Below are 19,271 nucleotides of genomic sequence, written 5' to 3'. Positions count from 1 at the left end.
AGTCTGCGAGCATGACGAAACGCGCGGCGCTTGCCGCTGTCGTTGCGGTGTTGCTCGCGTTGGTCGGATGCGGATCGGGGCAACCCGTCTCGAGTCCGCCGTCCGCGTTGTCTGACGCGCCTCCCAACGAAGTGTCGGGTCTGGACATTCCGCCGGGCCGCATCGACGATGCCATTTCAAAGGTTGACGGCCTGGTCAACGACCTGATGCACACCACCGGTGTTCCGGGCATGTCCGTGGCAGTCGTTCGTGGCGGAAAAACCGTGTACGCCAAAGGTTTCGGCGTCAAGGATGCCAGCAAAGGCACCGGACAGGACAACAAGGTCGACGCTGACACCGTCTTCCAGCTGGCCTCGGTATCGAAATCGGTGGGTGCGACCGTGGTGGCACATGAGGTGACCGACAACGTCGTCACCTGGGATACGCCAGTGGTGGCCAAGCTGCCGTGGTTTGCACTGTCGGATCCTTACGTCACCGCACATGTGACCGTCGCCGACCTGTACTCGCACCGGTCCGGGCTGCCCGATCACGCCGGCGACAAACTGGAGGATCTCGGCTATGACCGTCGGCAAGTGCTGGAGCGGCTCAAGGATCTACCGCTGGCTCCTTTTCGAAGCAGCTACGCCTACACCAACTTTGGCTTGACCGCGGCTGCCGAGGCCGTGGCTGCCGCCGCCGGCAAATCCTGGCAGGACCTGTCCGACGAGGTGCTGTATCGCCCGCTGGGTATGGCGTCGACGAGTTCGAAGTACGCCGATTACTTGGCCAGGCCCAACCATGCGGTGCTGCACGTCAAGGTCGGCGACAAGTGGGAGCCACGCTTCCAGCGCGATCCCGACGCGCAGACGCCCGCAGGCGGGGTGAGTTCTTCGATCAACGACATGGCGCGCTGGCTGACGATGGTAATGGGCAACGGAACCTATAACGGGCAGCAGATCACCTCGCCCGAAGCCCTGCTATCCGCGATCACGCCCCAGGTCATCTCCATGCCCGCAGCATCACCGAAAGCCCGGGCCGGCACCTACGGTCACGGATTCAACGCCACGGTGAGCTCGTCTGGGCGCACCGAATACAGCCACTCCGGCGGCTTCTCGTCGGGCGCGGCGACCAACTTCGTCGTGATGCCGTCGGAGGACGTCGGCATCATCGCGTTGACCAACGGGGCACCGTATGGCATTCCGGAAGCGCTGACCGCGCAATTCATGGATCTCGTTCAGTACGGCCAAATTCGGGAGAACTGGGTGAGTCTGTACAACCATGCGCTCGGTTGGATGAACAACCCGGAGGGCTCGCTGGTCGGCAAGCAGCCTCCGGCCAATCCCGCGCCGGCTCGACCGCTCACCGACTACCTCGGCGTCTACGCCAGCGACTATTGGGGTCCGGCGGTCGTCACCCAAAATAGCGGGCAACTGCAGCTGGCATTGGGTCCGAAGAATCAGACGTTCGCCCTTTCGCACTGGGATGGCGATACCTTCACCTTCTCGATAACCGACGAAAATGCGCCCCCTGGAACGATTTCCAAAGCGACCTTTGCCGGCCCCACGCTGAATCTGGAGTATTACGACACCGACAAGCTGGGAACGTTCTCCCGATGAACGGCGGGCTAACCGACGCCGAGGTGGCGCAGCGGGTGGCCGAGGGTAACAGCAACGCGGTTCCGGCACGCGCCGCCCGCAGCACCGCGGACATCGTTCGCGCCAACGTCTTCACCCGGATCAACGCGATCCTCGGCGTGCTGCTGGTGATCGTGCTGGCGACGGGTTCGATCATCAACGGGCTGTTCGGCCTGCTCATCATCGCCAACAGCGTCATCGGGATGGTCCAGGAGATTCGGGCCAAGCAGACGCTGGACAAGCTGGCGATCGTCGGGCAGGCGAAACCGCTGGTGCGCAGGCAATCCGGGACTCACGCACTGCCGCCCAGCGAGGTGGTGCTCGACGACATCATCGAGCTGGGGCCGGGCGATCAGATTGTCGTCGACGGCGAGGTTCTCGAGGAGGAGAACCTGGAGGTCGACGAATCGCTGCTGACCGGTGAGGCCGACCCGATCGGAAAGGACGCCGGTGACGTGGTCATGTCGGGGAGTTTCGTCGTCGCCGGCACCGGCGCCTATAGGGCCACGAAGGTCGGCCCGGCGTCCTACGCCGCCAAGCTGGCCGAAGACGCCAGCAAGTTCACATTGGTGAAATCCGAACTGCGCAATGGCATCAACCGAATTCTGCAGTTCATCACCTACCTGTTGGTACCGGCCGGGTTGCTGACGATCTACACGCAGTTCTTCACCACGCACGCGGGGTGGCGGCAGTCCGTGCTGCGGACGGTGGGCGCGCTGGTGCCGATGGTGCCCGAAGGCTTGGTCCTGCTGACGTCGGTGGCGTTCGCGGTCGGGGTGGTCAGGCTCGGTCAGCGTCGTTGCCTGGTGCAGGAGCTGCCCGCCATCGAGGGATTGGCCCGCGTCGACGTGGTGTGCGCCGACAAGACGGGCACCCTTACCGAAAGCGGTATGCGGGTCTCCGATGTCGTCGAGCTCGCCGGTCAACAGTCCGTGGCCATCGTGGATGCGCTGGCAGCGCTGGCCCGCGCCGACGCGCGTCCAAACGCCAGCATGCAGGCGATCGCCGAAAGCTTTGACCAGCCGCCCGGCTGGATCGCCACGGCGACAGCGCCTTTCAAGTCGGCCACCAAATGGAGCGGGGTGTCGTACTCCGACCACGGCAACTGGGTCATCGGTGCGCCCGATGTGTTGCTGGACCCGGCTTCGGCAGCCGCCGCGCAGGCCGAACAGATCGGAGCGCGGGGGTTGCGGGTACTGCTGTGCGGCGCCGCCGACGTCGCGGTGGATGACCCCAGCGCACCGGGCCAGGTCACGCCGGTCGCGCTGGTGGTGCTGGAGCAGAAAGTTCGGCCGGACGCCCGCGAAACAGTGGAGTACTTTGCCGCCCAGGATGTTTCGGTGAAGGTGATCTCGGGCGACAACGCGGTGTCGGTCGGTGCCGTCGCGGCCAAGCTCGGGCTGCACGGCGAGGTGATGGACGCACGCCGATTACCAACGGAACCAAGCGAATTGGCCGACACGCTGGACACCTACACCACCTTTGGTCGGGTGCGGCCCGATCAGAAGCGGGCCATCGTGCACGCGTTGCAGGCGCACGGGCACACCGTGGCGATGACCGGCGACGGCGTCAACGATGTGCTGGCCCTCAAAGACGCCGATATCGGCGTGGCGATGGGCGCCGGTAGCCCCGCATCGCGAGCCGTGGCGCAAATCGTGTTGCTGGACAACAAATTTGCCACGCTTCCCTACGTCGTCGGTGAGGGTCGGCGGGTGATCGGCAACGTCGAGCGGGTCGCCAACCTGTTTCTGACGAAGACGGTGTACTCGGTGCTGCTCGCCCTGTTCGTGGGTATCGAATGCCTGCTGTCCAAAACCCTGCGGGCGGATCCGCTGCTGTACCCGTTCCAGCCGATCCACGTCACCATCGCCGCGTGGTTCACCATCGGCATCCCGTCGTTCATCCTGTCGCTGGCGCCCAACAACGAGCGTGCCTGCCCCGGCTTCGTCCGGCGCGTGCTGACCTCGGCGCTGCCGTCCGGATTGATCGTCGGCACCGCGACTTTCGTCTCCTACCTGGTGGCCTACCGGGGCCGTCATGCCACCTTCGCCGAACAGGACCAAGCGTCGACCGCCGCGCTGATCACGCTGCTGGTGACCGCGCTGTGGGTGCTCGCGGTGGTGGCGCGTCCCTACCAGTGGTGGCGGGTCGCGCTGGTGGCCGCCTGCGGCCTGGCCTATGTCGCGATCTTCAGCATCCCGCTGGCGCAGCAGAAGTTTCTGCTCGACCCGTCGAATCTGGTGGTCACGTCGACCGCGCTGGGGATCGGGGTGCTGGGTGCCGCGGCGATCGAGGCGACATGGTGGATCCGGGCCGGGATGCTCGGGATCGAGCCGCGGTTGTGGCGGCCCGATGAGGCCGCAGGCCGACTAGGGCGATGAGCGTGATCCGGACCCCGACAAGTAGGGTCTACCAGCAAAGTCAGGATGCCCCGGCGGCCCCGGGGATCGCGGGGAAGGGACAGCGCATGGGATTCCTGGACAAGGCGAAGGACCTGTTGGCGCAGAACGCCGACAAGGTGGAGACGGCGATCGACAAGGCGGGCGAGTTCGTCGACGACAAGACGCAGGGCAAGTACTCCGACACCGTCCACAAGGTGGCCGAAGAGGCCAAGAAGGCTGTCGGCCCCGGCGACCAGCAGAACTAGCGCATGGCGAAACTATCCGGATCCATCGACGTACCGCTGTCGCCGCAGGAGGCCTGGAAGCACGCCTCCGACCTGTCCCGCTTCAAGGACTGGCTGAGCATCCACCGGGTGTGGCGCAGCAAGCTGCCCGACGACCTGCAAAAGGGCACGGTCATCGAATCGATCGTCGAGGTCAAGGGCATGCTCAATCGGATCAAATGGACGATCGTGCACTACAAGCCGCCGGAAGGCATGACGCTCAACGGAGAGGGCGTCGGCGGCGTCAAGGTCAAGCTGCTGGCCAAGGTCAAGTCGAAAGACGACGGCTCGGTCGTCAGCTTTGACGTGCACCTCGGTGGCCCGGCGCTGTTCGGGCCGATCGGCATGATCGTCGCCGCAGCGTTGAGAAGCGACATCAACGAATCCCTGGAAAGATTCGTCACCGTGTTCACTGCTCCTGATCCCGGCCGCAACGGAGATCGTGGCGTCGGCCGCTGACCGTCTGGCGGATCTGCTCGCAACCACCGTCGGTCTCGAACTGCCGGTTCGGCTGCGCGCCTGGGACGGAAGCGAGGCCGGCCCCTTAAACGACCCAGAGGGCCCGGTTCTGATAGTCCGTTCCCGACGTGCATTGCGTCGATTACTTTGGCGCCCAGGTGAACTCGGCCTGGCGCGCGCCTACGTGACCGGTGATGTCGATGTCGAGGGCGACCTGGCTGACGGCCTGCGCCGGGCCTGGCGGCTGGCCCGTTCGCATCCGGTCGCCTCGATCTCGGCGCGGGGCGCGATGGTGGCGGCGACGCGCGCGGTGCGGCTCGGGGCCGTAGGACCGCCGCCGCGAATCCCGGCCAGCGAGGCGCGGCTATCCGGCCGGCTGCACAGCCGCCGGCGCGATCGGGCGGTGATCGCCCATCACTATGACCTGTCCAACGATTTCTACCGGCTGCTGCTCGACGACCACATGGCTTACTCGTCGGCGTATTTCACCGATGAAGGCCAATCGCTGCACGACGCGCAGACCGCGAAGCTGGATCTGATCTGTCGCAAGCTCAGACTCGAGCCGGGCATGCGGCTGCTGGATGTGGGGTGCGGCTGGGGATCGCTGATCTTGTACGCGGTGCAGCACTACGGCGTGCACGCCACCGGTATCACGCTCTCCGCCCAGCAGCGCGAGTTCATCGAGGCCCGCGCGGCCGAGCGCGGGCTGACGAACCGCGTCGAGGTTCGGCTGCAGGATTACCGCGACTTCGGCAACGACCCCGAGTCGGCGGGCGTCTTCGATGCCGTCGGCTCCATCGAGATGGGCGAACACGTCGGTGAGCAGTGGTATCCGGCCTACGTGCGGATCCTTGGCCGCGCGCTCAAACCCGGCGGCGGCCTGTTGCTACAGCAGATGTCGCGACGGGCCGGCGCGGCACCGGGCGGGGGAGCGTTCATCGAGGCCTACATCGCTCCCGACATGCATATGCGGCCGCTTTGGCAGACGTTGCGCTACCTGCAGGACGCGGACTTCGAGGTCACATCCGTCGAGGCGATGCGCGAGCACTACGCCCGCACCGCCGAGTGTTGGATCGCGACGCTGGAACAGCGGTTCGACGAATTCGTGGCGCTGCTGGGCGACGAGGTCGCCCGTGTCTGGCGGTTGTATCTGGTGGGCGGGATGCTGGCGTTTGAGGAAGGCCGGATGGGCGTGGATCAGATCCTCGCCCTCAAACCCGCCACCCGGCGATGAGTTTTCGGATTGGCGGCAGTCGATGTGTGTGAGCCCCGTGCGGGGCAAGGACACTGACAGGAGAACATCGTGCCCATCCGTGACGGCGCCCCATTGGGCGCTCCCTGCTGGATCGATTTGACGACGTCGGACGTCGACCGCGCCCAGAACTTCTACGGCACGGTCTTCGGCTGGACGTTCGAGTCCGCCGGACCCGAGTACGGCGGATACATCAACGCCGCCAAGGACGGCCACCGCGTGGCCGGCATGATGGCCAACCAGCCGGAGTTTCAGTCTCCCGATAATTGGGCGACGTACTTCCACACCGCCGATGTCCACGCGACGGTGGCCGCGGCGACCGCCGCCGGGGGCGTGGTGTGTGTGGAACCCATGGAAGTACCCGCCAAGGGGTATATGGGCGTCGCCACCGACCCGTCTGGAGCGTTCTTCGGCTTATGGCAGCCGCTGGAGCACCGCGGTTTCGAGGTGATCGGCGAGGCCGGCTCACCGGTCTGGCATCAGCTGACCAGCCGCGATTACCGCGCCGCGCTGGACTTCTATCGCGCTGTTCTGGGCTGGCGGACCGAGAGCATCAGTGACACCGACGAATTCCGTTACACCACAGCATGGTTCGGTGAACAGCAATTGCTCGGCGTGATGGACGGTGCGGCACTTCTGCCCGACGGCGTGCCGTCGCATTGGACCACTTTCTTCGGCGCCGAGGATGTCGACAAAACGCTGCGGGTGATCACCGAGAACGGCGGAGCCGTGCTGCGGGGAGCCGAGGACACACCGTATGGCCGGCTGGCCGCGGCGACCGATCCGATGGGCGTCAACTTCAACCTGTCGTCGCTACAGGCGTGACCGTCTCACCCGCCGCGTAGCCGGTCATCGGCTAACACTTCCCGCCGTCCCAGCAGAAGCTGCGCGTGGCGAGCGGCGGCCGGTTCGGCGCCCTACTAAGGTCGCACCCATGACCCGCCGTCTGCGCCCCGGATGGCTGGTGGCGTTGTTTGCCCTGGTCGTCTCGGTAAGTGCCTGGTTGCCGTGGCTGACGACGTCGGTCGGTGGCGGCGGCTGGGCCAGCGCGATCGGGGGCAAGCACGGCAGCCTGCAGCTTCCGCCCGGGTTCGGCGCGGGCCAGCTCATCGTGCTGTTGTCCTCGGCTCTGTTGGTGGCCGGGGCGATGGTGGGCCGGGGCCTGTCCGTGAGGCTTGCTTCGATTGCCGCGCTGATCATTTCGTTGCTCATCGTGGCGCTCGTGGCGTGGTACTACAAACTCAACGTCAACCCGCCGGTGTCCGCGGAGTACGGACTCTATCTCGGCGGGGTCGCCGCGATCGGAGCGGTCGTGTGTTCGGTTGTGTCGCTGATCGCGGCCGTCATCTCCGGTCGCTCCAGCCGGTGAGACCTCAGACAGATGGGAACTCGTGTTTGCCTGAGACGGAACTATCGCCGGGCTCGTTGACGCCGAACACAAAGGGCGCGAACACGACCTCGCGGCCGTCGGGGTCGCGATAGGTGACCGCGCCCGTCGCCTCCCAGTACGGGTGCTGCTGGACCGCTTCGAGTCCCTCCTGCTGCAGGCGCGCGATCGCGGCCTGCTGCGACTGCTGGTCCGGGAAGTACAGGCACAGTTGCTCGTGCTGGTCGACCGCGACGTCGCCGTCGGCGGCCTCAACGATCTCCATCGTCAGGTTCCAGCTGGGCAGACCGAAAATCGCGCCGCTGCTGCCATAGCTGGCCTCGAATGTCTCGAACAGTGGCAGCCCGACCAGCTCGCGGTAAAACCGCACGGTCTCTTCAAAGTTCGACGACCGGCGGGCGAAGCGAATGGCGCCGATCGGCGCCAACTGGATTGGCCAGTGCGTTGTCCGACGGGGCTGATGGTTGTTGTGTGCCATCTTGTGGTGACGTGTCGCAGGGCCGCGGAGTTCAGAGCCCCACGGCGGCGGCCGCAGACTCGGCACTGTCCCAGCGTCGCAACTGGGATCCGGGCGCCCAAGTCGAATGGGTGCCACTGGAAATACGTTCCGGCAGTTGCAGTTTGCACACCGGCCCGTCGGCGATCCGGGCGGCGTCGAACACCACGCAATAGGACGCATCGGCGTTCATGTCGGTGGTGAGGGTGACCAGGTAGCCGTCGTCTTCACCGGCGGCACCAACGCGCGGTGCCATCGCGGTCTCACTGCCGTAGACGCCGTCGCCGAACGAGATGCCTTCCTGGCCTCCGGTGAGCAGATCGTGTTTGACCAATCCGTCGAACAGGAACCAGCCCGGCTTCCCGGTGGCGGCGTAGGTGTAGCGGTAGCTGCCGCCCGCGTAGTCGGCGTTGATGGTCCCGAACTCGGTGATGGAGTCCGACAGCTGCTCCTCTTTCACCGCGCCGGTGACCAGATTGAAGCGCCACCGGTGCAGCCGGGCTTGCAGGCGATCGAGTGCGAGGAAGCGAAATAGCTTCTCCCACTTGTTTCCTCCGGTGTCGAGCGGCTGAGGATCGCCTTCGAAGAAGCCGTCCAGCACGATCTCGTCGCCGTCCTCGTAGGCGTTGGTGAAGTGCAGCACGAACGTCGGGTCCGCCTCGAACCATCGGATGTCCGCGGTCGAGCCGCGGCGCGGTATCACCGCGAAACGCGACGGGATGTCCGGGTAGAAGCGCGGCAGGTGCACATCGTGTTCGAGCAGCCGCGGGTCCCAGAACAACGGGAAATCGTTGAGGATGGCGTAGTTTTCGGTGAACGCCATGTCGTGGGGGAGACGCGGACCCGGCAGCGGGATGTCGACGTAGTGGGCGAGCTCATTGCCTTCGTCGACGACGCCGTAGCGCATGTACGGGTCCTGCTTGCTGTAGTTGAAGAACAGCAGCTCCCCGGTTTTGTTGTCGACCTTCGGATGCGCGGACACGCCCCAGGGAAAAGGAAAGTGTCCGTTCCAGCTTTCCTTGCCGAGCGTGTTGGCCGAGTACGGGTCGATCCGGTACAGATCCCCGCACTGGTAGAAGCTGGTCAGCGCGATGCCGCGGTGCACGATGACGTCAGTGCTCGAGGCGTCCTTCATCTTTGTACGCGCGCCCCAGCCTTGCTCGCGCTGGGCCAACTGAACCGGTTCGGCCAGACCCGGCCACAGCGGCGCGCCGGCATCGTTCTCGGCCAATAAGCCATCGGTGCGGATAAATCTGTTGCGGTAGAAGGCTTTTCCGTCGCGGAAGCCGACAACGTGCACCATGCCGTCGCCGTCGAACGGGTGATAGGTCTTCAACGCCGGATGCAGCGGGTTCTCGGTGTTGCGCAGGTAGATGCCGTCGAGGTCGTTGGGGATTTCCCCTTCCACCGCGACGAGGTCGTTGGCGTCCCATTCGGTGGTCTGTGGCCGCCACGGGCCGGTGCGGTAGGGGTGGTCGTCGTCTTCGGGCAGGGTCGACAGGAACTTGCCGACGATCTCGACATCCATGTCACGCGCCTTTGGTTGTGCTGACGACGAAGCTGACCGTTGTGGCGGTGCTGCCGCCGAAGTTCAACGTTCCGAAGGTGTTTGCACCCTCGACTTGATAGTCGCCGGCGGCACCGCTGACTTGTTTGGCCGCGTCAAGGAGCATCCGCACACCGGACGCGCCGACCGGGTGTCCGCCGCCGATCAGCCCGCCGCTGGGGTTGATCGGGAGTCGTCCGCCGATTTCGATCTCCCCGTTTTCGATGGCCTTCCACGATTCGCCCGGGCCGGTCAGCCCGATGTGGTCGATCGCCAGGTACTCGCTGGGGGTGAAGCAGTCGTGCACCTCGAACCCGTCGATGCCGTCGAGGGTCACCTGCGCGCGGTGCAGCGCGTCGAGCACCGCGGACCGCACGTGTGGGAGTACGTAGGGGTCGTCGGCGGACCGGTCCAGCTTCTGCTGCAGACCCAGCCCTACGGTGCGATGCCCCCAGCCGTCGATGCGGCCGATCGGGCGGGCATCGGGATGGTCGCGGAGATAGCCGTCGTTCACCAGGACCAATCCCGCACCGCCGTCGGTCATTTGGCTGCAGTCGAATCGCCGTAGCCGGCCTTCGGTGATCGGGTTGGTCGCGTCGTCGTCGGTGATCGGGTCGGGGACGGTCCAGTCGCGGGTCTGGGCGTTGGGGTTGCGGCGTGCGTTGGTGAAGTTGAGATGTGCGATCGCTCGCAGATGGGTGTCGTCCAAGCCGTAGCGCCGGTCGTACTCGTCGGCGACTTGGGCGAACATCGACGGCCACAGGTACCGTGCGCCGGCTCCCTCGTGTCCGGTCCAGGCGGCGGCGCCCAGATACACGGCGGCGATGTCGCCGGGCACGGGCTTCTCCAGCTCGATGCCGACCACCAGCGCGGTGTCGTAGGCGTCCGAGCGCAGATCGGCGATCGCCGACAGCGCGGCGATGCTGCCGGACGCGCACGCGGCCTCATGCCGGGAGGCCGGGGTGTCCCAGAGCCCGTCGCACACCGTCGCCGGCATGGCGCCAAGGTGGCCCTGACTGGCGAACATCTCGCCGAAGGCATTCCCGACGTGGACCACTCCGATGTCGGCGGCGTCCACCTTGGCAGCGGCGAGTGTGGCGTCGACGACCTCGGCGGTCAATGCCGCGAAGTCGCGGTTCTCCTTGGTGAGGTTGCGGGCGAAGTCGCTCTGGTAGCCGCCGAGAATCCATACATTTGCCGAGCCATCCATACCAGCGCACGGTACTCCTGGATGCCCCCGAAAATAGCGGACCCGTCGGCTCTCGGGCTGAACCGACGGGACCTAGATGGGCGCGTTGGCCGGCCGACGCCCCCACCCTGTTGGGGCATTACCATCCCCGGGCGCAGGCAAACATGGCAAGGCAACTTGCCCCGAGATTCGCTGACACCGCTCTGACCTGTGCCAACGACGACTTCCCTGCTCAGCGGCGCATTGCGACTAGACGGCGCCGCCGATGAGCTCGGTCGGTTCGGGTTCATCCGGAGGCCGGGGAACCGGGTGCGACGGTCCGGCCGCACGCCGGGAGTCGGCAAGGTCGACGTCGGCGAGATCGATGCCTTTCGTCTCGCGGGCGGCCACGGCGGCCAGGGCGCTCACCGCCGCGGCGGCCGCCAAATACCAGGCGATGGGCACCGACGATTTGTAGATCTCGAGCAGTTTCACGGCGATGATCGGCGCCAGTGACCCGGCCAGTATGGACGTGACCTGATAGCCCAGCGACACCCCCGAATATCGCATCCGGGTCGGGAACATCTCGGCCATGGCCGAGGGCTGAACCGCGTACATCACGCCGTGGAACACCAAACCGATCACGACCGCGGACATGACGATCGCGTTGCTGCCGCTGTTCATCATCGGGAAGGCGAAGAATCCCCAGGTGCCGGCAGCGACAGCGCCCGCGAAATAGACTGGGCGCCTACCGAATCGGTCACTCAGTTGCCCGAATAGCGGAATGACCGCGAAGTGCACGGCATGCGCGACCAATAGCCACCACAAGATCGCCTTGGTGTTGGCGTGGACCTGCACCTTGAGATAGGTGATGGAGAAGGTGACCACCAGGTAGTACATGATATTTTCGCCCACGCGCAGTCCCATCGCGGTGAAAACGCCTCGCGGGTAACGCTTTAACACCTCGAGGACGCTGGCGCGAGTTGTTTCGGAATGCTCTGCTTGCCGCTGTGTTTCGAGGAAGATCGGGGCGTCGGTGACCTTGGTGCGGATGTAGTAGCCGATCAGAACGACGATCGCGGACAACCAGAAGGCCACTCGCCAGCCCCAGCTGAGGAACTCCGCATCCGACAGAGTCGAGGTGAGCACCAGTAGCACCGCGGTGGCCAGCATGTTCCCGCCCGGCACGCCGGCCTGCGGCCAACTCGCCCAGAAACCGCGGCTGGCATTCGGGCTGTGCTCGGCGACAAGCAGAACGGCGCCGCCCCATTCGCCGCCGACGGCAAAGCCCTGGACGAACCGCAACATCACCAGCAGCGCCGGAGCCCAGTAACCGATCTGAGCGAACGTCGGCAGGCAACCCATCAAGAAGGTGGAGACACCGACCAGTAGCAGGCTCAGTTGCAACAACTTCTTGCGTCCGTGTCGATCCCCGAGTTGACCGAAGACGATGCCGCCCAGTGGTCGGGCGGCGAAGCCGACGGCGTAGGTCACGAAGGCGGCGAAAATGGCGTCGAGGTCGTTGCCCCCCTTGGCGAAGAAGACTTTGCCGAACACCAGCGTGGCAGCGGTGCCGTAGAGGAAGAATTCGTACCATTCGACGACGGTGCCGGCCATGGAGGCGGCGACCACTCGCCGAAGGTAAGCGCGACCGGTTCCGAATCGTTTGGGTTGCAAACCGTTACCCATGCTCACCGCTCGCCCTCCTTGGCGGAGTGCCCACCCGAGAGTCCGGGTGTGCTGCGGATCGGAGCGTACCTGGCCTGACCTGGCAACGCAGACTGTCATTGGCGGCCACCCGCGTCGCGGGTTCCGTGGTGTGCCGTCGGGTTTGGGTATGGCGTTGTGCCCGCCTCTGAGCGACAGCGCGCGGGATTCCACGCGTGCCACGGCGTTGAGTGTGCGGGTGCGGCGGCCCCACCCGGCGTGTCGGCGCCCTGGGCGCACACTCAACGCCCAGGACGCACACGCGAAGAAGGGCGTGACGACGTTGACAGTTGTCGCTGTGCGGCGGGCACAACCCGTCCCGGGTCCTTCGGGTGACTGGTGTGACGGTTCTACCGGCGTTCGGGAGGGCCTGACGAACTCGGCTAGCAAATCTGTGGGGGGATGGCTCGAATCCAGGGTTGCGACGCGGTCACGGATGGATACCTATTAGCTGCCGGCTAGTCACATAAGTCCCTTAGATCACTATCGTCACATACGCCAACTGGGAACGTCAATGTGGCGTCTCGCTCCTGGAAAGGTGTGACTTTGTCGGGGATTCTTCGGACCATGTCGCTAGCGCTGGTGCCGGTGGCTGCCATCGCCTACATCGTGGCGGCAGGCCCCGCGCCATCAGCAAACGCCACGCCATGTGGTGCGCCCGACGCCAACGTCGAACCTCCTGCTGCACAGCCGGCGATGCCCGCGCCTCAGCCGGTCGTCCAACCGCCGACCGGGCGAAGGCCTTCTCACACGAATGACCAGGCGCCGCTGCCCAAGTTGGGTCCGCTGATCGCTTCGCTGCTCAAGCCGACGGCTCCCGGCCAGCGGTACTCGGCTCCGATGGTTCCGCAGGCGGGTGTGGTGCCGCCGCCGGCGCCGAACCCGCCCGTGCCGGGGCTGCCCCAGTCACCGAATGTCACGCCATTGCGCCCGAATGCGGCCCCCGGTCTGCAGCCGGCGCCGCAGCCGGCGCCCGAGGCGGCACTGCCGCCTCCCGCCCAGATCGCGGGAGCGCCGACGTCGTTGGTCGACTGGGTGACCGGTCCGAACGGCCCGAACAAGACGCTGCAACGTTTCGGTATTTCCGGGACCGACCTCGGAATCATCTGGGACAACGGCGATCCCACCAACCGCCAGGCCCTGATGGCTTTCGGTGACACCTTCGGCTATTGCAAGGTCCGCGGCCAGCAATGGCGGTACAACGTGCTGTTCCGCAGTAACGACCATGATTTGTCCCAGGGGATCCACATCGCGGACGGTGTGCCCAACAACGACTTCTCCGGCTCCCCGGTATGGACAAACGGCCTTTCCAAGCAGGTCGTCAACACCATTCACAAGGCGAGCCATGAAACGGGAATCATTCCGACATCTGCCATGTCGCTCGGCCGAACGCAGTACATGAGCTACATGTCGATTCGGCAATGGGGACACGACGGCGAATGGTCGACCAACTATTCGGCCATCGCGAGGTCCAACGACAACGGCCAGAACTGGGGGATCTTCCCCGGCAGCATCCGTACGGCCGGCGCGGACACCGTGCCGGGCGTCGGATTCACCCCGGGCAATGAGAACTTCCAAATGGGTGCGTTCATGAAAGGCAACGACGGCTACATCTACGACTTCGGGACGCCGTCGGGACGTGGTGGTGCGGCGTTCCTGTCACGTGTTCCCCCGGGTCAGCTGCCGGATTTGAGCAAGTACCAATACTGGAACGGCGACAACGGCGGGCACTGGGTCCCGGCCAACCCGGGCGCGGCGACGCCACTTTGGCCCGGCCCGGTCGGCGAGATGTCGGCCCAGTACAACAGCTACTTGAAGCAGTATCTGGTGCTCTACACCAACGGTGGCAGCAACGACGTCGTGGCGAGGACCGCGCCGACGCCGCAGGGGCCGTGGAGTGGGGAGCAGCCGCTCGTCTCGTCGTTCCAGATGCCCGGTGGTATCTACGCGCCGATGATCCATCCCTGGTCGTCGGGGCGGGACCTGTACTTCAACCTGTCGCTGTGGTCTGCCTACGACGTGATGCTGATGCACACGGTGCTGCCGTAGGCCCATCCGTTACGACGTGGCAATGATGCGGTGCTCGGCCGGATGTCTTTAAGCACGAAACCTGCTGTACCAGCGCGCAATACGCCGGTCGTCACAATCTGTGCATCTCGCGAGACATCGCCGCATCCTCGATGAAAGCCTCGCGCTGCGGGTGGTGGTAGTGCTGCTTGGGCTCGCGACGCGGTGCCTGGGTCCAAAACGCACTGCGCACCGCCTCGGCACTGCTCACAAACCAATCCGCGATAACGCGGCCAATATTGTTGCGCGGCAACGGAAGAGATCCGGCGCCGACCTTGGCTGAACCCGCGGTGAGAACGAGACCCGATAGCCAGCCGTTTACCAATGCGCATTCGGCGGCCGCCGAGCGCCTCCACACAGCGCCGATGTCAGTCATCGGATCGCGCTTCGTGTCGTGTCATAAATCGACGCTACGAATTTTGGTTGCCGGAGCGCATCGTGCTCAGGTTCGATCTTGATCTGCGACCGTAGTAGGAGTCCGCCGCTCACCGTCTGCGACCGCCGTATCACTCGAGCTGTCGCCAGGTCCGACGGTTTCGGGTCTGGCAAACGGATAGCCGTTGGGATAAATACATGACGGGGAAAGACGGCGTTTGACTCTGCTAGCACCCTTTTCCCGCTGGTGGCACCCGAACATATGCGACATGAATGTTTGTGGTATTTAATTAGCCAGGTGGTAATCGCCACCGGCCTCGGACGGGTAGGTGGTTGGTGAAACAATCCGACCACTACGACCTGCTCAGCGCATATTTGAAAAACCGCGGTCTGCAAACCATTTGGCAAAGATCGAATTTCATTGTTATCGCCGCACAGTCGGCGCTGCCGGTGATCATGCTGGGCAGCCCTACCGGGCCTACCCAGCCGGCCTTGCGGGCGATATCGCTCGCGATATCAGCATTGGGGCTCGTCGGCGCAACGGTGTGGCTGATCCATTGGCCCACGCGACGAGAATCGATCCTCTTCGCGTTTTCGGCAATGGCCGCCATTGGCGTCGCGTCCTTGTGCTTGTCCAACCCCTACACCGGTTTGATGGGATGCACGGTTTTCGCCGTCCTCGGTGGCTTCATCGCGTACTTCCACTCGATTCGTCTAGTGCTCACCAACTTCGCGGTGGCCGCGACCTGCGCGGCGATCCTGGCGCACCGATTCATCGTGGACACCGGCGACGGCGCCCTGATCAGCGCCGGTCTGATTACCGTTGCCGTGCTCAATGTTGGTGTGCCGTTTGGCATTCTGTCCCTGATGCATACGTTGCGGAACGACCTTCGAAGTACTGACCGCGATTCACTTACCGGCCTGCACAACCGGCGTTCGTTCTACAACGCAGTGTCCGAGCTGATGGCACTGCACGGCCGCCCGGCCGGCACGTATCTGGTGATGGCGGTGATCGACCTCGATAACTTCAAGCAGATCAACGACACGCACGGGCATGCCGTCGGTGACCAGGCGTTGGTCGCCGTCGGCTCGGCTCTCGAGCAGAACTGTCGGCCCGCGGCGGTGATCGCTCGCATCGGCGGCGAGGAATTCGTCGTCGTCGATACCGCCACCACGCGGCAGCACGCGAATATGACCGAAGGCCTTCGCCAAGCGCTAGCCGATGTTCCCTTCCCGATTACCGCGAGCATCGGGACTTCGGCCGTCGCACTGGTAGAGCTTCCGGCGATACCCGACATGCAAGTCATCGACGATTTGATCAGCACCGCCGACGCCGCGATGTATGAGGCCAAGCGCGCCGGGGGCAATCGGGTGTGTCACTCTCCGGAATTGATGCCGCGTACGCTGCGCTAGCGGGGTTTGTGGTCGGTGATTCCTACCTGCCTCAACGAGACTCGTGACTCGCTGAAAGCATTGAGCCGGGCAATTTTCCCTGCGGAGCCGGCACGCGGCCAGATATTCCACGCGCGTCATCCCAGTCGGGCGGTCATCCGCGCCACTCGCGGCTGACGCACGGTGCGATCCACTCCGAACGTCGCGACTTTGTGGGACTTAAGTCCATTGCGCCCCCTTCCGCCAAGTGCTCGGATGTCCACAAGGATGGCAGCGTTTCGAACTCGATTTGCGGTCAACGTCACGGATGCCTCGCAGTGAGGGGGTGTGACAAATGAATACCCTACAACTGCCGCAGCTCCGGAATCGACTGTTCGCGTGCATCCTTGGTCCGTCCTTTGTCATTTCCGGCGTTACGACGGCGTCGCTCGAATCGTATGTGCGAGCACCGCTTTCAGGCAACGAGGCCAACCGCGCCGTTGAAGATATCCCTAATCCACTGCGCGGCCAGTACGAAGATCTCTTGAAACCACTTTTCCCACAGTGCAATCCCGCGCAGCAACGCTATGGCGCATGGCCCGCGTCATATGACGCCAGCTTGCGTGTGTCTTGGCGACAGCTGCAGCCCACCGATCCGAGCGCGCTGCCCCCCGACGCTCCTGACGGTCGCAAGTTCGACTTCAGTGTGATCGATGACGCGCTGGCGAAACTGGCTTGCCGAAACGTGCGGTTGACTCTTCGTGTGGTCGCCTACAACTCCTGCTGCGACAATGTCTTTCCGAACAGCACCAACATTGCGATTCCCGACTGGATGCGTTCAGCGGCCACCAACTATCCCGGACCGCCGAACAGCGATGCACCCGGGGTGACGCAGGTGGTACCGAATTGGAATGATCCCAGTTACCTGAACGCTTTCGGGCAATTGCTTGCCGCTCTGGGCCACCGTTATGACGGCGACGAGCGGTTGAGTGTTTTTGAGTTCTCCGGTTATGGGGATTTTAGCGAGAACCACGTCGCGTATTTGCGTGACAAGCTGGGCGCGCCGGGTCCGGCACCTGATGAAAGCGTCGCAAAGCTGGGGTATTACAGCCAGTTTCGTGATCAGAGCATTACCGTTGGGGCTATTCGGCAGCTGGTCGCGGCGAACGTAAATGCCTTTCCCCATACGCAATTGGTGACGACAGCGCTGAACCCGGAGATTGTGCGCGAACTGCTCGCCGACGGCGTCACGGCGAAATTGGCCGCGCCGGTAGGCATCCGCGCGGATTGCCTCGGCGTCCAGGCGCCGTTGCCGGCGTGGGCCGAGTCGGGAGGCTCTCATTACGTGCAGGCCGACGATCCGCTCGTCAGCGAGCTGAAAGCTCGGCTGGCCTCGGCGCTAGTGATCACCGAGTGGTGCCAGTTGCCGATGGGAAGCGATCTGCGAGCGTATTACGAAAAGGGCCTGCACGACATCATCAAGTATCACGTCTCGATGACGTCGTCCTACAACTTCCCGGACGTGGATTCAACCGTTTCGATGGACCCCGACTTGTACATGCTGTGGGCACAAGCCAACGCGTTCGCCGGCTATCGGTATTCGGTCGAAGTGCCGCCGGGATCGAAATCGATACACGGCAAGCTGGCTTCGATGTCGCTGGCTTGGACCAACCAGGGCTCCGCCGCCGCGATTGAGAAATGGGTCCCCAGCTACCGGCTGGAGGATTCTGTAGGAGCGGTGGTTCGAACCCTGCCGTCAACGGTGAAACTCAAAGGCCTGGTGCAGGAGCAATCCGGCGACAACTCCGATATGAAACCGGTCCCGGTAGCGATCACCGAGCTGGTTTCTATGGACCTGGCGGGCCTGACGCCCGGGCATTACACGCTGCGGGCATCGGTGTCCTGGGAGCAGCACAAGCCGGACGCGTCGCACGTGGTGAACTATCCGCCCATGCAATTGGCGCGCGATGGACGCGACGGCGACGGGTGGTATGCAATCGCAGCATTCGACACACCGCCCGATGGGGTCTGAATTACGAATGCAGTACCTACGAAGACGCCTTCAATCGGTCGAGCAATTCGAGGGCGACGTCGCGCACTTTGATGTTGCGCCTTTGGGATTCATGCACCAGTATGGCGAACGCCTCGTCTGGCTCGCAGCCGTGCACCGCGATCAGAGCTCCCTTGGCCATGTCGATGTCGGAACGCGAGATGAGTGCTTGCTCGAGGTGGGTGACAGTTTCTCGGGAGTGCTGCCAGCGGCCGGCGTTGCTGATCGCTTGACCGGCGGCAACGGTGTACAGGCGCATGAGTTCGGCGTCGAACGGATCGAATGCTGATGCGGTGTGGCTGTAGATGTTGAGCGAGCCGACAAGCTCGTTCTCCTCATTCAGGCCGAGCATCAGCAGCGGAACCGACAAACTTGCGCGGATCCCGACGCGCCGGGCGGCCTCAACGAATTCGGGCCACCGGTCATGTTCGGCGCCGACTACCGCGCGCACCGGCCTGCGCTCCGACGCGGCTTCCAGACACGGCCCCCGGCCTGATGCGTACTGCTGGCGATCGAGTTCCAGCGCCCGCGCATCTGTGGACGCCGCAGTACGCGCACCAAGACGCGACAGCACGGTGATGCTGACGGCGTCCGCATTCGGGATCGCGGCGGCTGCCGTGGCCGCGACCCGCGCGGCTATATCGTCCAATGGCTCTTCGGCGGCGAAGAGGTCTCGAAGTCCCTCGATCGCCTCCGCTGTCGTCACCAGCCTGGCCAACGGTTCCAGCAAACCAAAATTCATGGTTATGCCCTTCAGAGCATGCGATAACCGCTGCTACGGGCACACTGACCTCACTGTATCCCCAAAAGCAGTTCGGCATCGCTCATTGCCCGAGCGTCACCGACTCGTGACGCGCAGTGAGGTGGCGACAAGTACTGGTCAGGTGGTGCCCCTGTTCAGAGTCGGTTGATGGTTGACGTTTTGGTATCGGTTGATCCTTGACACTCTTTGTTAGCGCTTAGGTCTGTCCGCTGGTGCGAAGAGCCCGTTTGTTTCTTACCTCGCCGCGACTGGTTCTGGCGGCGGTCTTGACCAGTTCGTCGCCGATGAAAAACCGCAGCAGATCGCCATCGACGTGGACATCGCAGCGCGCCCCGGCATGGTGGCGCCCGAC

General features: G+C 64.3%; 16 protein-coding genes and 1 pseudogene. 10 read left to right on the top strand and 7 right to left on the bottom strand.

What is annotated here, in order from left to right; all coding sequences use genetic code 11:
* Positions 1 to 11: 11 nt before the first annotated feature.
* The 7 genes from ACZY0B_RS17150 (at position 12) to ACZY0B_RS17120 (ending at position 7,358) form a co-directional block, all read left to right on the top strand.
* Positions 12 to 1,595, top strand: a complete 1,584-nt coding sequence (locus ACZY0B_RS17150; RefSeq protein WP_463765341.1) for a serine hydrolase — start codon at positions 12 to 14, stop codon at positions 1,593 to 1,595.
* Complete coding sequence (locus tag ACZY0B_RS17145; protein WP_463765340.1) at positions 1,592 to 3,994, top strand: cation-translocating P-type ATPase; 2,403 nt, start codon at positions 1,592 to 1,594, stop codon at positions 3,992 to 3,994. Before ACZY0B_RS17150 ends, ACZY0B_RS17145 begins: the two co-directional genes overlap by 4 nt.
* A gap of 86 nt (positions 3,995 to 4,080) precedes the next feature.
* On the top strand, positions 4,081 to 4,260 hold the full coding sequence (locus ACZY0B_RS17140; RefSeq protein WP_463765416.1) for an antitoxin: 180 nt from the start codon (positions 4,081 to 4,083) through the stop codon (positions 4,258 to 4,260).
* Positions 4,261 to 4,263: 3 nt separating this feature from the next.
* Positions 4,264 to 4,737 (top strand): type II toxin-antitoxin system Rv0910 family toxin, encoded by a 474-nt coding sequence (locus tag ACZY0B_RS17135; protein WP_463765339.1) that lies wholly within the window; start codon positions 4,264 to 4,266, stop codon positions 4,735 to 4,737.
* Entirely contained in the window at positions 4,721 to 5,971 is a 1,251-nt protein-coding gene (locus tag ACZY0B_RS17130) for a class I SAM-dependent methyltransferase (protein WP_463765338.1), read from the top strand. Before ACZY0B_RS17135 ends, ACZY0B_RS17130 begins: the two co-directional genes overlap by 17 nt.
* Before the next feature lie 69 nt (positions 5,972 to 6,040).
* Positions 6,041 to 6,814, top strand: a complete 774-nt coding sequence (locus ACZY0B_RS17125) for a VOC family protein (protein ID WP_463765337.1) — start codon at positions 6,041 to 6,043, stop codon at positions 6,812 to 6,814.
* A 109-nt stretch (positions 6,815 to 6,923) separates the two neighbouring features.
* Positions 6,924 to 7,358 carry a hypothetical protein gene (locus tag ACZY0B_RS17120; RefSeq protein ID WP_463765336.1) on the top strand — a complete coding sequence of 145 codons (435 nt, stop codon included), beginning with the start codon at positions 6,924 to 6,926 and terminating at the stop codon, positions 7,356 to 7,358.
* A gap of 4 nt (positions 7,359 to 7,362) precedes the next feature.
* Here the strand turns inward: ACZY0B_RS17120 and ACZY0B_RS17115 are convergent, their stop codons facing one another.
* From ACZY0B_RS17115 to ACZY0B_RS17100, 4 genes are all read right to left on the bottom strand, one after another.
* Complete coding sequence (locus ACZY0B_RS17115; RefSeq protein ID WP_463765335.1) at positions 7,363 to 7,854, bottom strand: VOC family protein; 492 nt, start codon at positions 7,852 to 7,854, stop codon at positions 7,363 to 7,365.
* Between the two features lie 31 nt (positions 7,855 to 7,885).
* Positions 7,886 to 9,400, bottom strand: a complete 1,515-nt coding sequence (locus ACZY0B_RS17110; RefSeq protein ID WP_463765334.1) for a carotenoid oxygenase family protein — start codon at positions 9,398 to 9,400, stop codon at positions 7,886 to 7,888.
* 1 nt (position 9,401) lies between these two features.
* On the bottom strand, positions 9,402 to 10,628 hold the full coding sequence (locus tag ACZY0B_RS17105; protein ID WP_463765333.1) for an acetyl-CoA acetyltransferase: 1,227 nt from the start codon (positions 10,626 to 10,628) through the stop codon (positions 9,402 to 9,404).
* A 228-nt stretch (positions 10,629 to 10,856) separates the two neighbouring features.
* Complete coding sequence (locus tag ACZY0B_RS17100; protein WP_463765415.1) at positions 10,857 to 12,275, bottom strand: MFS transporter; 1,419 nt, start codon at positions 12,273 to 12,275, stop codon at positions 10,857 to 10,859.
* A 585-nt stretch (positions 12,276 to 12,860) separates the two neighbouring features.
* Here ACZY0B_RS17100 and ACZY0B_RS17095 point away from each other — a divergent pair.
* A complete protein-coding gene (locus tag ACZY0B_RS17095; RefSeq protein ID WP_463765332.1) occupies positions 12,861 to 14,342 on the top strand; it encodes a DUF4185 domain-containing protein in 1,482 nt (493 codons plus the stop codon).
* A gap of 91 nt (positions 14,343 to 14,433) precedes the next feature.
* On the opposite strand, the gene ACZY0B_RS17090 is transcribed toward ACZY0B_RS17095, so the two are convergent.
* Positions 14,434 to 14,571 (bottom strand): hypothetical protein, encoded by a 138-nt coding sequence (locus tag ACZY0B_RS17090; RefSeq protein WP_463765331.1) that lies wholly within the window; start codon positions 14,569 to 14,571, stop codon positions 14,434 to 14,436.
* Between the two features lie 500 nt (positions 14,572 to 15,071).
* Between ACZY0B_RS17090 and ACZY0B_RS17085 the strand changes: the two genes are divergently transcribed.
* On the top strand, positions 15,072 to 16,148 hold the full coding sequence (locus ACZY0B_RS17085) for a GGDEF domain-containing protein (protein WP_463765330.1): 1,077 nt from the start codon (positions 15,072 to 15,074) through the stop codon (positions 16,146 to 16,148).
* A 313-nt stretch (positions 16,149 to 16,461) separates the two neighbouring features.
* Positions 16,462 to 18,138: a hypothetical protein gene (locus ACZY0B_RS17080; RefSeq protein ID WP_463765329.1), complete on the top strand. Its 1,677-nt coding sequence runs from the start codon at positions 16,462 to 16,464 to the stop codon at positions 18,136 to 18,138.
* A gap of 16 nt (positions 18,139 to 18,154) precedes the next feature.
* Here the strand turns inward: ACZY0B_RS17080 and ACZY0B_RS17075 are convergent, their stop codons facing one another.
* Both ACZY0B_RS17075 and ACZY0B_RS17070 read right to left on the bottom strand, forming a co-directional pair.
* On the bottom strand, positions 18,155 to 18,898 hold the full coding sequence (locus tag ACZY0B_RS17075) for an ANTAR domain-containing protein (protein WP_463765327.1): 744 nt from the start codon (positions 18,896 to 18,898) through the stop codon (positions 18,155 to 18,157).
* Positions 18,899 to 19,115: 217 nt separating this feature from the next.
* Positions 19,116 to 19,271, bottom strand: a pseudogene (locus ACZY0B_RS17070) (IS481 family transposase); the annotation flags it as partial.

It is taken from the genome of Mycobacterium sp. IDUB_19 (genome assembly GCF_055419445.1).
Note: the sequence above shows the minus strand (reverse complement) of the source record. Positions and strands in the feature narration are given on the sequence as shown.